At 71.1% G+C, this 13,311-nt stretch carries 11 protein-coding genes; 5 read left to right on the forward strand and 6 right to left on the reverse strand.

What is annotated here, in order from left to right; genetic code table 11:
* The first annotated feature begins 89 nt into the window (after positions 1 to 89).
* Entirely contained in the window at positions 90 to 1,373 is a 1,284-nt protein-coding gene (aceA, locus tag Q0Z83_RS03290; RefSeq protein ID WP_317792275.1) for an isocitrate lyase, read from the forward strand.
* 29 nt (positions 1,374 to 1,402) lie between these two features.
* Complete coding sequence (gene aceB, locus Q0Z83_RS03295; RefSeq protein WP_317792276.1) at positions 1,403 to 3,028, forward strand: malate synthase A; 1,626 nt, start codon at positions 1,403 to 1,405, stop codon at positions 3,026 to 3,028.
* Between the two features lie 78 nt (positions 3,029 to 3,106).
* On the opposite strand, the gene Q0Z83_RS03300 is transcribed toward aceB, so the two are convergent.
* Together Q0Z83_RS03300 and Q0Z83_RS03305 are read right to left on the reverse strand one after the other, a co-directional pair.
* Positions 3,107 to 3,748, reverse strand: coding sequence for a 4a-hydroxytetrahydrobiopterin dehydratase (locus Q0Z83_RS03300; protein WP_317792277.1), 642 nt, complete (start codon positions 3,746 to 3,748; stop codon positions 3,107 to 3,109).
* Positions 3,749 to 3,787: 39 nt separating this feature from the next.
* The gene (locus tag Q0Z83_RS03305; protein ID WP_317792278.1) at positions 3,788 to 4,396 is read right to left on the reverse strand and encodes a hypothetical protein; all 609 of its coding nucleotides are present in this window, start codon (positions 4,394 to 4,396) and stop codon (positions 3,788 to 3,790) included.
* 93 nt (positions 4,397 to 4,489) lie between these two features.
* Between Q0Z83_RS03305 and Q0Z83_RS03310 the strand changes: the two genes are divergently transcribed.
* The gene (locus Q0Z83_RS03310) at positions 4,490 to 5,890 is read left to right on the forward strand and encodes a sulfatase-like hydrolase/transferase (RefSeq protein WP_317792279.1); all 1,401 of its coding nucleotides are present in this window, start codon (positions 4,490 to 4,492) and stop codon (positions 5,888 to 5,890) included.
* Here Q0Z83_RS03310 and Q0Z83_RS03315 read toward each other — a convergent pair.
* Together Q0Z83_RS03315 and Q0Z83_RS03320 are read right to left on the reverse strand one after the other, a co-directional pair.
* Positions 5,881 to 6,507 carry a phosphatase PAP2 family protein gene (locus Q0Z83_RS03315; RefSeq protein ID WP_317792280.1) on the reverse strand — a complete coding sequence of 209 codons (627 nt, stop codon included), beginning with the start codon at positions 6,505 to 6,507 and terminating at the stop codon, positions 5,881 to 5,883. The genes Q0Z83_RS03310 and Q0Z83_RS03315 overlap by 10 nt on opposite strands.
* A 38-nt stretch (positions 6,508 to 6,545) precedes the next feature.
* Positions 6,546 to 8,315, reverse strand: coding sequence for a methyl-accepting chemotaxis protein (locus Q0Z83_RS03320; protein ID WP_317792281.1), 1,770 nt, complete (start codon positions 8,313 to 8,315; stop codon positions 6,546 to 6,548).
* An 86-nt stretch (positions 8,316 to 8,401) separates the two neighbouring features.
* On the opposite strand from Q0Z83_RS03320, the gene Q0Z83_RS03325 reads away from it, so the two are divergent.
* The gene (locus Q0Z83_RS03325; RefSeq protein ID WP_317792282.1) at positions 8,402 to 10,585 is read left to right on the forward strand and encodes a putative bifunctional diguanylate cyclase/phosphodiesterase; all 2,184 of its coding nucleotides are present in this window, start codon (positions 8,402 to 8,404) and stop codon (positions 10,583 to 10,585) included.
* A gap of 330 nt (positions 10,586 to 10,915) precedes the next feature.
* Here the strand turns inward: Q0Z83_RS03325 and Q0Z83_RS03330 are convergent, their stop codons facing one another.
* Positions 10,916 to 11,863: a GDSL-type esterase/lipase family protein gene (locus Q0Z83_RS03330; RefSeq protein WP_317792283.1), complete on the reverse strand. Its 948-nt coding sequence runs from the start codon at positions 11,861 to 11,863 to the stop codon at positions 10,916 to 10,918.
* Between the two features lie 51 nt (positions 11,864 to 11,914).
* Here Q0Z83_RS03330 and Q0Z83_RS03335 point away from each other — a divergent pair, with 51 nt between their 5' ends.
* Positions 11,915 to 12,580, forward strand: coding sequence for a TetR/AcrR family transcriptional regulator (locus tag Q0Z83_RS03335; RefSeq protein WP_317792284.1), 666 nt, complete (start codon positions 11,915 to 11,917; stop codon positions 12,578 to 12,580).
* Between the two features lie 357 nt (positions 12,581 to 12,937).
* Here the strand turns inward: Q0Z83_RS03335 and Q0Z83_RS03340 are convergent, their stop codons facing one another.
* Positions 12,938 to 13,240 (reverse strand): DUF1905 domain-containing protein, encoded by a 303-nt coding sequence (locus Q0Z83_RS03340; RefSeq protein WP_317792285.1) that lies wholly within the window; start codon positions 13,238 to 13,240, stop codon positions 12,938 to 12,940.
* Positions 13,241 to 13,311: the final 71 nt, after the last annotated feature.

The following is a 13,311-nucleotide window of genomic DNA, read 5'->3' on the forward strand; positions in this document are numbered from 1 at the left end:
GAAGGGCCTTCATGGGGGCTGGTGTGATCCGTGAGAGTGAAGTTCTTCCACGAGGAAGAACGCGACAGGGCAGGAAAGGGATTTTTCTGATGACTGAGTTCGAGAACCGGGGCGGTACCGCTGAGGACCTCACCCGGGAGTGGGCGAACAACCCCCGCTGGGCCGGCATCAAGCGTGACTACACCGCGCAGGACGTCGTGAAGCTGCGGGGCACGCTCCAGGAGCGGCACACGCTGGCCGAGCGCGGCGCCGCGAAGCTGTGGGAGCTCCTGCACACCGAGGACTACATCAACGCCCTCGGCTCGCTGACCGGTGGCCAGGCGACCCAGATGGTGCGCGCCGGCCTCAAGGCGATCTACCTGTCCGGCTGGCAGGTCGCGGCCGACGCGAACCTGTCCGGCCACACCTACCCGGACCAGTCGCTCTACCCGGCGAACTCGGTGCCCGCGGTGGTCCGCCGGATCAACAACGCGCTGCTGCGTGCCGACCAGATCGACACCTCGAACGGTAAGTACGAGCGCGACTGGTTCGCCCCGATCGTCGCCGACGCGGAGGCCGGTTTCGGTGGCCCGCTGAACGCGTTCGAGCTGATGAAGGGCATGATCGCGGCCGGTGCCGCCGGTGTGCACTGGGAGGACCAGCTCGCCAGCGAGAAGAAGTGCGGCCACCTCGGCGGCAAGGTGCTCATCCCGACCCAGCAGCACATCCGTACGCTGAACGCGGCCCGCCTCGCGGCCGACGTCGCCGGTGTGCCGACCCTGGTGATCGCCCGCACCGACGCTCTCGCGGCCGACCTGCTGACCACCGACGTCGACCCCCGTGACCAGCCGTTCGTCACCGGCGAGCGGACCTCCGAGGGCTTCTTCCGGGTCACCCCGGGTGACGACGCCGCGATCGCCCGCGGTGTCGCCTACGCCGACTACGCCGACATGCTGTGGGTGGAGACCGGCAAGCCGGACCTCGACTTCGCCCGCAAGTTCGCCGAGGCCGTGCACGCCAAGCACCCGGGCAAGCTGCTGTCGTACAACTGCTCGCCGTCGTTCAACTGGAAGAAGAACCTGGACGACGACACGATCGCGCGCTTCCAGAAGGAGCTCGGCGCGATGGGCTACAAGTTCCAGTTCGTCACGCTGGCCGGCTTCCACGCCCTCAACCACTCGATGTTCGAGCTGGCCCGCGGCTACGCCCAGACCGGCATGAGCGCCTACGTGAAGCTGCAGGAGGCCGAGTTCGCGGCCGAGGCCGACGGCTACACCGCGACCAAGCACCAGGCCGAGGTCGGCACCGGTTACTTCGACGCCGTCTCCACCGCTCTCAACCCGGACAGCTCCACCACGGCGCTGTCCGGTTCCACCGAGGCCGAGCAGTTCTGATCAGCGACAGCGACAGGTAGGTAGAGACAATGGGCGCCGAAGAGATCACCATCACCGGTACGACCGCAGGCCGTTACTCCGAGATCCTGACCGCTGAGGCAGTCGAGTTCATCGTGGCGCTTGACCGCGAGTTCGGCGCCCGCCGGGTCCAGCTGCTGGAGCGCCGCCGGCGCCGCCGGGCCACCCGTACCACCGACCTGGACTTCCTCACCTCCACGTCGCACATCCGGGACGACCTGTCCTGGCAGGTCGCCCCGGCCGCGGCGGACCTCACCGACCGGCGGGTCGAGATCACCGGCCCGCCGGAACGCAAGATGACCATCAACGCCCTCAACTCGGGTGCGAAGGTCTGGATGGCCGACTTCGAGGACGCCACGTCGCCCACCTGGGACAACGTGATCCTCGGCCAGCTCAACCTGCGCGACGCGCTGGACGGTGCGCTGGACTTCACCGCGCCGGACGGCAAGCGCTACGAGATCGGCGCGACCGTTCCGACGATCATGGTGCGGCCGCGGGGCTGGCACCTGCCGGAGTGTCACCTGCGCATCGGCGGCCGGGCCGTGTCGGCGTCGCTGTTCGACTTCGGCATGTACCTGTTCCACTGCGGGCAGCGGCAGATCGACCGGGGCAGCGGCCCCTACTTCTACCTGCCGAAGATGGAGTCGCACCTGGAGGCCCGCCTCTGGAACGACGTCTTCGTGTTCGCCCAGGCGTACCTCGGCATCCCGCGCGGCACGATCCGGGCCACCGTCCTGATCGAGACCATCAACGCCGCATTCGAGATGGAGGAGATCCTGTACGAGCTGCGGGAGCACTCGGCCGGCCTGAACGCGGGTCGCTGGGACTACCTGTTCAGCATGATCAAGAACCGTCCGGACGTGGTCCTGCCGGAGCGTTCGCAGGTCACGATGACCGCGCCGTTCATGCGGGCCTACACCGAGCTGCTGGTCAAGACCTGCCACAAGCGTGGCGCACACGCGATCGGCGGGATGGCCGCGGTCGTGCCCAGCCGTGACCCGGTCGCCGCGAAGCGGGCCCTCAACCAGGTCCGCCAGGACAAGCGGCGTGAGGTCGGCGACGGCTTCGACGGCTCCTGGGTCGCGCACCCGGGCCTGGTCGAGACCTGCCGTGAGGTGTTCGACCAGTGGCTCGGCGACGAACCGCACCAGATCGTCCGCAAGCGCGACGACGTGCGGGTCACCGCGGTCGAACTGCTCGACATCAAGGCCGGCGACGTCTCCGTCACCGAGGTCGCACTGCGGACCAACGTCAGCGTGGCGCTGCGCTACATCGCCGCCTGGCTGGGCGGTCGGGGCGCGGTGGCGCTCGGTGGCCTGATGGAGGACGCGGCCACCGCCGAGATCTGCCGGGCCCAGCTCTGGCAGTGGATCTCCTCGGGCACCCCGACCGACTACGGCGTGCCGGTCACGGCCGGCCTGGTCGCCCGGATGCTGCGCGAGGAGCTCGACGTCCTCAGCGAGACCGGCGCACTGGACGAGGAGGCCGCCCGCTGCTTCGGCCAGGCGCGGACCCTGCTCACCGTCCTGCTGTCGGAACGGACCTGCCCGGAGTTCCTCACCCTGCCGGCCTACCTACGGCACCTGTCCGGTGGGGTGGCGGCTCCGGTCACCGCTCAGGCTCCTGTCGCGGCCTGATCGGATGAGGGCGGGGCGGCGTGGTCTCGGTCCACGCCGCCCCGTTCGCCGTTCCCGGTTCTCCAGGGCGCCCCGGGTTCATTCGCGGCCCTGCCACGTGCACAGGCAGACCTTGTTGCCCTCCGGGTCGGCCAGGACCCAGTACGCCGGCGCGTCGGCGTCACTGACCAGCGTCCCACCGGCGGTCAGCGCCGCCTCGATCCGCGGCGCCACCTCGGCCGGCGCGACCCACAGGTCCGGGTGCCAGCGTTGCCGCGGCTCCTCGTCCCCGGAGCGTTGAAACCAGATCAACGGCACCTTCTGGTACGGGTCGAGCAGGTCACCCTCGGCGTCGCGCGGATAGCCCAGCACCGCCTCCCAGAAGCCCAGCTGCTCCGGGAAGCCCGGACTGTCCAGAGCCAGCTCCAGAACGGTCAGCCCGTCCGCGCCCGCGCTCACCCCGGCCGCCGCCGCCAGTTCGCTGATCGTCGCCGCCAGCCGCAGGTCCCGCCCGGTCACCCGGCCCACGTCGTGGCTGTACAGCCGCACGTCCACCCAGCCGTAGCGCAGATCCAGGTCGGGGTGGTGATCGACCGCCTCGGCGGCGCCCCCGATCGCGTTCACCAGCGCCAGCCCGGTCGCGAAGTCACCGGTCCGCAGCCGGGTCCGCAGCGCGTTACGCAGATAGACCCATCCCTCCGGCGTGCCGTCGGTGATCTCCCGGCCGGTCAGCTTCGTCATGCCCCCATGCTCGCACCACCCATGCCGCCACCACGATGGTCAGGTGGGCGACGGCGGCCGGATCCTGGTGGGCGGGGGCGGAGTCGGCTGAGGCCGGGGAGGCGGCGGACCGGGGACATCGAGGCGATCGGTGAGCCAGGATCGCAGATGGGCGGCCTCCGAGCGGGCGATCCGGACGCACAGCGCGGCCATGCCGAGCAGCCCGGCCAGGGCGATCGGGATCACGACCAGGTAGGACACCGCCTGCTCGGTGGGGTAGCCGACGTACAGCGAGCGGGCCACGAAGCCCAGGGCCGCGAACCACGCGAGGACCAGGAAGACGACCACGGCGGTGAGGGGGATCCGCTGTGAGGGCCGCCAGCCGAAGTGGCCCTCCAGGCGGCTTCCCGACCCCTCCCGGACGAACCGGGCGAACAGGTAGGTGCGCAGGTCGTTCGTGATGTGCGGGCGGGCGGCGCAGATCCGGATGCCGTCCTGGTCGGCGCGGCCGATGATCATGAAGTCCACCTCGGCCCACAGATGCTGCTGGAGTCGGTACTGAGTCGGGGCGTCGATGCCGGTGGCGATGTGATGCAGCGCCGTGTGGGGCGGCATGCGGCAGGGAATCGAGACGCGTTCGGTGCGCCAGGCCGTGAGGAGACGTCGCACGACCTTGAGTGTCCCGCAATGCGGCAACTTCTTTGTTCCTATCGGATCGATGGGTAATGTGCGCCTTGCCTTCCTCGATCCACAGGAGATGACGTGACCAACCGTGGGACCACCCGGCGCGGGGTTTTCGGCGCGCTCGCCGGGGCCGCCGCAGCGACCACCCTCACCTCGGAGGCCGCGTTCGCGGGCAGCCCGGAGGAGTCGCCGTTCCGGGCGCGGCCGGGCACCTCCAAGCGTCCGAACATCCTCTTCATCCTGGCCGACGACCTGGGCTGGGGTGACCTGAGCAGCTACGGGTCGCCGCTGATCGAGACACCCCACCTGGACCGGCTGGCCCGGGGCGGGGTGCGGTTCACCAACGGGTATTCGGCCGGGGCGGTCTGCTCACCGACCCGGGTCGCGCTCTACACCGGCAGGTTCCCGGGGCGCACACCCGGCGGCCTGCCCGAGCCGATCGGGGCCGCCAACGCCACCGACGGCATCCCGGCCGCGCATCCCACGCTGCCGTCGCTGCTGAAGGCGGCCGGCTACACGACCGCGCTGATCGGCAAGTGGCACGGCGGGTTCCTGCCGCACTTCAGTCCGCTGCGCAGCGGGTTCGACGAGTTCTTCGGCAACTACTCCGGCGGCGTCGACTACTACTCGAAGTACAGCCACACCGGAGACTACGACCTCTACGAGGGCGAGACGCCGGTCGAGAACGACGGCCGCTACTACACCGACATCCTCGGCGACCGGGCCGAGGCGTTCGTGCGGCGGCGGCACGACGAGCCGTGGCTGCTGCACCTCAACTTCACCAGCCCGCACTGGCCGTGGGAGGCGCCGGGGGACCGGGTGGTCAGCGAGGAGATCACCGCCGAGATCAAGGCGGGGAACACGCAGGCCATCTTCCACAACGACGGCGGCTCGCTGGAGACGTACAAGAAGATGGTCGAGAACCTGGACCAGCGGATCGGGCAGGTGCTCGACGCGCTGCGCCGGACCGGCCAGGAGCGCGACACGCTGGTGATCTTCCAGAGTGACAACGGTGGCGAGCGGTTCTCCTACAACTGGCCGCTCACCGGCAACAAGGCCGGCCTCAACGAAGGTGGCATCCGAGTGCCCACCATCGTCCGGTGGCCGGCCCGGATCCGGTCCGGCCAGGTCAGCCACGAGCCGGTGGTCACCCACGACTGGACCGCCACGCTGCTGGAGATCGCCGGAGCCCGGGCGCACCCGGACTACCCGCTCGACGGTGCCAGCTTCGCCGGATACCTGCTGCGCGGGGCGGCGGCACCCGAGCGGGACCTGTTCTGGCGTACCCGGTCCGGTCGGGCCCTGCGCCGTGGGAGGTACAAGTACCTGCGGCTCACCGCGACCGGGGCGGACGCCCTCTACGACATCGAGACCGACCCGCGCGAGCAGGCCGACCTGGCCGCCAGGCAGCCCGCCCTGACCGCCGAGCTGCGCACCAGGTGGGAGCAGATCGACGCGCCGCTGCTGCGTTACCGCTGACTCACCGGCTCGGCCGCCCGGGCCGGTCGGAAGGCCCGGGCGGTGAGCAGCGGCACCGCGACGCCCAGCAGCAGACCGGCGATGACGTCGCTGGTCCAGTGCACCCCCAGATAGACCCGGCTGAGCGCGGTCAGCACCGGGATCAGCCACAGCGCCCACCAGCGCGGGACGAGCAGCACGGCGATCGTGACGGCCAAGGCGCTGTTCAGCGCGTGGCCGGACGGGAACGCGTAGCCGACCGCCGACGCCACCGGGTCCAGGAACTCCGGGCGGGCCCGGCCGAACAGCAGTTTCAGCAGGCCACCGAGGATCCCACCGGCGATCATCGTGACCGCCACCCACGTCGCGGTCCGGCGGGCTCCGTGCCGGGCCAGCCAGATCACCACGAGCAGCGCGAGGACCCGGAACACGTTCGGCTGGAACAGATCGGTCAGCCAGGTCATCACCGTGGTGAGCGCGGGCACATCGTGTGCGACCTCGTGCAGTCGGCCCGCGACGCCCCGGTCGAAGGCGCGCAGCGGCGCCCAGCCGGCGCACACGAACGCCGCGAGCACGGCGACCGGCACCAGCAGCAGGACCGTCAGACCGGCTCGGACGACCGGTGGCTCGGAGCGCATAGCGGACCATTACCCCACATCAACCTGCGAAGCACCTGTCAGAACAGCTCCAGGCCGGCGCCGCCACCCGACCTGTCGGTCAGCCGGGTCCGGTCGGTGGAGAAGTCGTTGATCTGGCCGATCGCGTTCTGCACCTGATCGACCAGGCCACTGATGGTGTGGTGCTGGTCGTCGGCTACCGCCCGAACCTGACCGATCGCCGCCCGTACACTCTCGATCGTGTCGGTCATCGTCGCTACCGCCTCCGAGACATCGGTGGCGGTGGTGGTCAGCGTGTTCAGCGTCGCGGTGATCCGTTCGGTCGACTCGGCCGTGTCGTCGGCCAGCTTCCGCACCTCGTCGGCCACCACCGCGAAGCCGAGACCGGCATGACCGGCCCGGGCCGCCTCGATCGTCGCGTTCAGGGCCAGCATCCGGGTCTGCCCGGCGATCGACGCGATCATCGCCACCATCTCCCGGGTCGCCGGCAGGCTCACGGTCAGCGCCTCGGCCGCCTGATCGGCCCGTTCCGCGTGATCGGCCATCTGCTCGGTCGCGGTGTGCGCCTCGGCCGCCCCGGTGTTGATGTCCTGCACCGACGCCTTCACCGCGTCCACCCCGCGGACCGCGTCGCCGAGCTGGTAGGCGACACCCCCGATGATCTGCTCCGACTCGGCCTCCACCCGGCGCAGCATCTCCTCCCGCTGGGCCTCCCGCTCCCGGATCTTCGCCTCCTGCTCCCGGGCCTCCCGGGCACGCATCTCGGCCAGCTCGGCGGTGTGTTGATCGATCGCCTCCAGCATGTCGTTGATCGCGCCGGCCACCACGTTGATGTCGGCGTCGTCGGACGGCGGCACCCGCAGCGCCAGGTCCCGCGAGTCCATCACCCTCTCCGTGGTCCGGCGCAGCGGCTTCACGTGATAGCGGACCGCCCGGCGCATCGCCATGCTGATCGCGGCGCCGGCGATCGCCACCGCCAACAGCACCACCATTCCCAGCCGGGCCAGGGTCGCCTCGGCCTGTGCGTGGATCGGCCGGTCACTGAGCCCCTCGAAGACGACCGGGACGCCGTCCACCCCGATCAGCGTGCACGCCACCGCGATGTCGTCGCCGGCCATCGCCGTCGACACGGCGATCGGGCCGAAGCCGCTGGTCAGTTCCCGCAGCGCCTCCGCGTCCGGCCGGGGCGCCGCCCGCAGGGTGATCTCGTCGTCGGTCTGTGCGGCCAGCGACGCCAGCCCGGTCGCGTCCAGATCCCGGAAGATCAGCAGGTGCCCGTTCGAGGTACCGACGCCCTCGTCGCGGTAGACCGGGAACGAGCAGAACTCCATCGGGGTGCCGGTCACGCTGGTCAGCCCGCAGTAGTGGGTGCCGGCCGCACCGCCGCGCAGGTAATCGGTCAGCGTCGCCGGGTCGTCCAGGGGAGCCGGCATCGGCTGGTAGGTCGAGTCGGTGATCCGGCCACCCGCCCGGACGCCGCCCCGCGCGTCGACGATCATCGCGCCGGTGAACCCGTACTGACCGGTCAGCACGTCCGGCGGCAGGTCGACCTCGAACTGCCGGGTGTCCCGGTTCGCCAGGTCGTCGTAGAGGGAGGTCCAGATCGAGTTGGTCACCCCGAAATCCCGCAGCCGCTGCGCGTGCGCGCTGATCGCGACCCGCAGCTCCTCCGCCTCCCGGCCGACCTGGCTGCGTTCCACCCGGTCGAAGGCCGAAACCGTCACCAGATAGACCGGCACCCCCAGGATGACCAGCATCACCGCCACCAGACCAAGGACCGGAAGCAGCTCGCCACGGTGCAAGGCCGCGGCCGGCCGGAATCGCCCCACACCGGTATGTTCGCCGATCGAGCCGACCCGCTGAGGCCGGTTCGCTCAACCGGCTGCGGTTACGGACGATTGCGCAGGGTGTGCTGATGCGGGTCCCGGTGTGGGCGGGGTGGCTGGTCGCGGCGATCATCGCCGCGCTGTGCTTCCCTCTGGTCCCCGACGACACCCTGCCCGCCAAGATCTACGTCAACACGATCGGGCTCTCCTCGGTGGCCGCCATGGTCATCGGCATCGTGCGGAACCGGCCGGAACACTGGCGGGCCTGGGCGCTGTTCGCGGCCGGGGTGCTGACCTTCGTCTCCGGCGACATCACCTACGACGTCACCGAGCTGCGCCTCGGCGAATACCCCTACCCGTACTGGGCGGACCTGCTCTACCTGTCGGCGTACCCGCTGCTCTGGGCGTCGCTGTCGAGACTCGGCAACCCGCGCGGCGACCGGGAACGCGGAGCGCTCATCGACGCCGCGATCATCTCCACCGGGATCGGACTGATCTTCTGGGTCGCCATCGTCGGCCCCACCCTGGCCGACACCGGGGCACCGGTGCTGGAACGGCTCGTCACCATCGGCTACCCGCTCGCCGACGTGCTGCTCACCACCGCCGTCGCCCGGATGCTCACCCGCGCCGGCAACCGCACGCCGAGCATGCGACTGATGACCGCCGGAGCCGTCATCATGCTGACCGGCGACCTGATCTACACCACGATGTCCAGCACCGCCGAGTACACCGGCGGGTTCGTCGACTCCGGGTTCCTGATGGCGTACGCCTGCTGGGGCGCCGCCGCCCTCCACCCGAGCATGCGCCGCCGTCCGGAGACCGCCCTCGACGTGCACCGGATCGGGCGCACCCGGCTCGGCATCCTCACCGCGTTCACCCTGATCGCCCCCGGTCTGCTGTTCCTCCAGGGCGCCGGCGACCCGGCCGGGATCGCCTGGGCGTCCATCGGCACCGGGGCGGTCGTGCTCTGCCTGCTCGTGGTGATGCGCATGTGGGGGCTGGTGCAGCAGGTCAAGGTGCAGGCGACCCGGCTCGGCGACCTGGCCATGCACGACCCGCTGACCGGGCTGGCCAACCGGCGCGCCTTCGAGGAACAGCTCGGCGCCGCCGCCACCCCCACCGTGCTGCTGCTCGACCTCAACGGGTTCAAGGCGGTCAACGACAGGTTCGGGCACGCGGTCGGCGACGAACTGCTCGTCGCCGTCGCCCAGCGGCTCCGCACCGAGCTGCCACCGGAGGCCGTCGCGGCCCGGATGGGCGGCGACGAGTTCGCCGTGCTGCTGCCGGCCGGAACCGACGCGGGCGACGAACTGGCCGTCCGGCTCCGCGCGGCGATCCACCAGCCGATCCACGCCGGCGGCCAGGACCTGCTGGTCGGCGCCAGCATCGGCATCGCCGGCGACTGCGCCGACCCGGTCGAGGTGCTGCGCCGCGCCGACGTGGCCATGTACGCCGCCAAGGCCGAGAACGGGCGTCACCGCCACTACACCCCCGACCTCGACACCAGCACCGACGAGGAGGCCCGGCTCGGCGCGGAACTCCGCACCGCCCTCGACCGCGGCGAATTCCACCTCGTCTACCAGCCGATCGTCGAACTGCCCACCGGCACCTGCGTCGCCGTCGAGAGCCTGGTCCGCTGGTGGCACCCCGATCGCGGCTACATCAGCCCCGAGGTGTTCATCCCGGTCGCCGAGCGCACCGGCCTCATCGTCGAACTCGGCGAGTGGATCCTGCGTACCGCGTGCCTCCAGTTCGCCGACTGGTGGCGGCAGGGCGTCGCACCGTACCGCTTCGGCGTCAACGTCTCCGCCCGCCAGCTGGCCGAACCCGGCTTCGTCTCCCTCGTCGCCGCGATCCTCGCCGAAACCGGCGTCCACCCGGCGCGTCTGGTCGTCGAGGTCACCGAGACCGCCGTCTTCGGCGGCGGCGCGGCCGTCCGGGCCGTCCACGAACTCACCGAACTCGGCGTCGAGATCGCCCTCGACGACTTCGGCACCGGCCACTCGTCGCTCGGCCTCCTGCAGACCCTGCCGGTCCGCATCCTCAAAGTCGACAAGTCGTTCGTCGAGAACGTCACCATGGCCGGACGCCACGCGGTCATCGCCACCTCCCTCATCCAGGTGGCCAACGGCCTCGGCCTGGTCGCCGTCGCCGAAGGCGTCGAAACCGCGGAACAGGCGGCCGAGCTCTACCGGCTCGGTTACCGGCGGGCCCAGGGTTACCACTTCGGGCGCCCGGCGATGGCCCAGATCACCCAGGCGGCGTCCGCTTGAATCCCATGCGGTACGGGGCGGACCGCCCCCGAACATCGGGACCGTCCCCACGCTACGACGCGACGCAGGCTCTCCGTCCCGGCCGCCACGCGACCGCCGGGCCGAATCCGACCCTCGACCCTCACGGCGCGCATCGATTCGCTGGAGATCTTCCAGGATGAGGGCCGTGATGGGTCCTGGTCGCAGGGCGGTCGGGTCCTTTCCGAGGACGGCAAGAAGACCGTCTTCCGGAATCCGCCCGATATCCGGGTGGTGGTCGGTGGCTTCTGCGGCGGCCGGTGGCCGGGGTCAGGCCAGTAGGGGAGCGGCCTGGCGGGCCGGCAGGCGGGGTCAGGCCAGCAGGGGAGCGGCCTGACGGGCCAGCAGGCGGGCCCAGATCTGGTAGGCGGGCGGAGCCGGATGGAAGCCGTCGGAGGCGAACAGCCCCGGCTGGTCCATCGGGATGTCGCCGACCGGCAGATGATGGGTGCCCGGGAGTTCGGCGGCAGCCGCGGCCAGTCGGCGGTCGAGACGGCGGGCATGCGAGCCGAACAGCCACCGGGCCGGCGCCGGCAGAACCGGAAACCGATGCACCGGCGGCAGCCCCGACAGCAGCACGGGAACCACCGCCGGAGCCCCGCCTCCGCCGCCGCTCCAGCGTTTTTCCCCGCTCCAGGCTCCGTCCTCGCTCCAGCCTTTGTCCCCGCTCCAGCCTTCGCCCCCGCCTCCGCCTCCGCTCCGGCCTTCGCCCCCGCCTCCGCCTCCGCTCCGGCCTCCGGTCTCGGCTTCCCCTCCGGCGGTGCCGGCGTTGTCGGCGGGGCTCGCAGTGGCGGCGGAGGTCGCGTCGATGGCGTGGGTTTTGGGCGAATTGTTCAATTCTGTGTGACTGGGCTTGAGCGCGGTGCCGGGTGGCGTGGTGAGCGTGGCGTGGAGAGCGGTGACCAGGCGGAGGATGTCGCGCTGGAAGGCGGTCGGGCGGCGCAGGCGGGTGGTGTCGTTGACGCCCACGGCCACGACCACCAGGTCGGGGCGCCAGCCGGTGGCCTGGTCGGTGAGGCGGGGCAGTAGGGCGGTGACGGTGCGGGCGGTGGCACCACCGCGGGCCGCGACCCGCCAGGAGACGGTTCGGCTGAGGTCGGCGGCGAGGGCGGTGGCGAGTTGACCGGCCAGCGCGGTGGCGTGGTCGGGCGCCCCGAATCCGGCGGCCGACGAGTCGCCGAGCACGGCCAGGCGCAGAACGGGGCCGGGGCCGGGTGACTCGCCGTGCAGCGGGCCGCCGGCCGGTCGTGCCTTCGCCATGATCCGCCTCCATAACAGGTGTTATCGCATAACACTCGTTATCGTAGGCGTGTGGTGAAGCAGGGTCGAGACCCCCGGGCCGAACTCGTCGAGGCCGGCGCTCGGGTGCTGGCCGAGCAGGGGCCGGGAGCGTTGTCCGCACGGTCGCTGGCGCGTGCCGCCGGCACTTCGACGATGGCGGTCTACACCCATTTCGGCGGCATGCCCGCGGTGGTTCGCGCGATCATCCACGAGGGTTTCGCCCGCCTGGCCGCCGAACTCGCCCAGGTGCCGGAGACCACCGACCCGGTCGCCGACTGCGCAGCCCTCGCTCTCGCCTACCGCCGTGCCGCCCATCGGGCCCCGCATCTGTACCGGGTGATGTTCGGCGCGACCGGCTTCGAGCTGACCGCCGAGGACCGGGAGATCGGCGCATACACCCTGAAAGTCGCCCACGACGTGCTCGCCCGCTGCATCGCGGACGGACGTTTCCGCCCGGCCGAGCCGTGGGTCCTGACCCGCCAGTCCTGGTGCCTGGCTCACGGCCTGGTGAGCCTGGAACTGGCCGGCTTCCATCCCGACCCGACCATCGCTGACACCGACTACCGCACCCACTTGATCAACTTCGCCGTCGGTGCCGGCGACGACCTGCCCCGAGCCGAATCGTCGATCACCAACGGTTTTCGGGGCACTGCCGCCATCGGCGACGCGCCGAAGAGGTCAACCGATCGCGGATAGGCCACGCCCCCGAAGGCCATGAAGGTGGGGCGGCCGCGCCTGCGGAAGGGGGTGTCGAGGCCGGGTGGGTCGTGCCCGCGAGGGTGGCGTGAGGTCGAGCGGTCACGCCTGCGGAAGGGGGTGTCGAGGCCGGGTGGGTCCTGTCCGCGAGGGTGGCGTGGTCGAGTGGTCGCGCCTGCGGAAGGGGATGTGGAAATCGGGTGGGCCGCGCGAAGGGACCTGGAGGCCGGGTGGTCGCGCCTGTGAAAGGGCGCGTCGAGGGCGGACGGGCGGTGCCGGCGAGGGCGGCCGGAGGATAGATGGGCACCACGTCCGCGGAGGGGGTCGGATGGCGAGCGGACCGCGACTCCGAACGGATCACAGGTCGAGCAACTCGACGGTCACTGCGGTGACGTCGCCCTCGCTCAGCGCTTCGGCGGTCCGGATCGCGCGTTTCACCGGCAGCACGTAGGCGTTACGGCCGCTGTCCGGAAACACCGAGGTCGTCCATGAGCTGCCGCCCACCGTCGCGCGGACCCGTAACGACCCGAATCCCCTCCGCAGCCCGCCGGCCCGCGCCCGGATCTCCTCGGACGCGTCCACTGGCAGGCTGACGAACGTCCAGCTCTCGTCGCGTCGCGCATCCCAGATCCACAGCTCGCTCTCGAACGCCACTCGCATGCCCGCAGCATGCCACCCGGGTACGACAAAACAGCGAGCCGCCGGATGCGACAAAACAGCGTGCCGCCGGA

Source organism: Actinoplanes sichuanensis (assembly GCF_033097365.1).
Taxonomy (GTDB): Bacteria; Actinomycetota; Actinomycetes; order Mycobacteriales; family Micromonosporaceae; genus Actinoplanes; species Actinoplanes sichuanensis.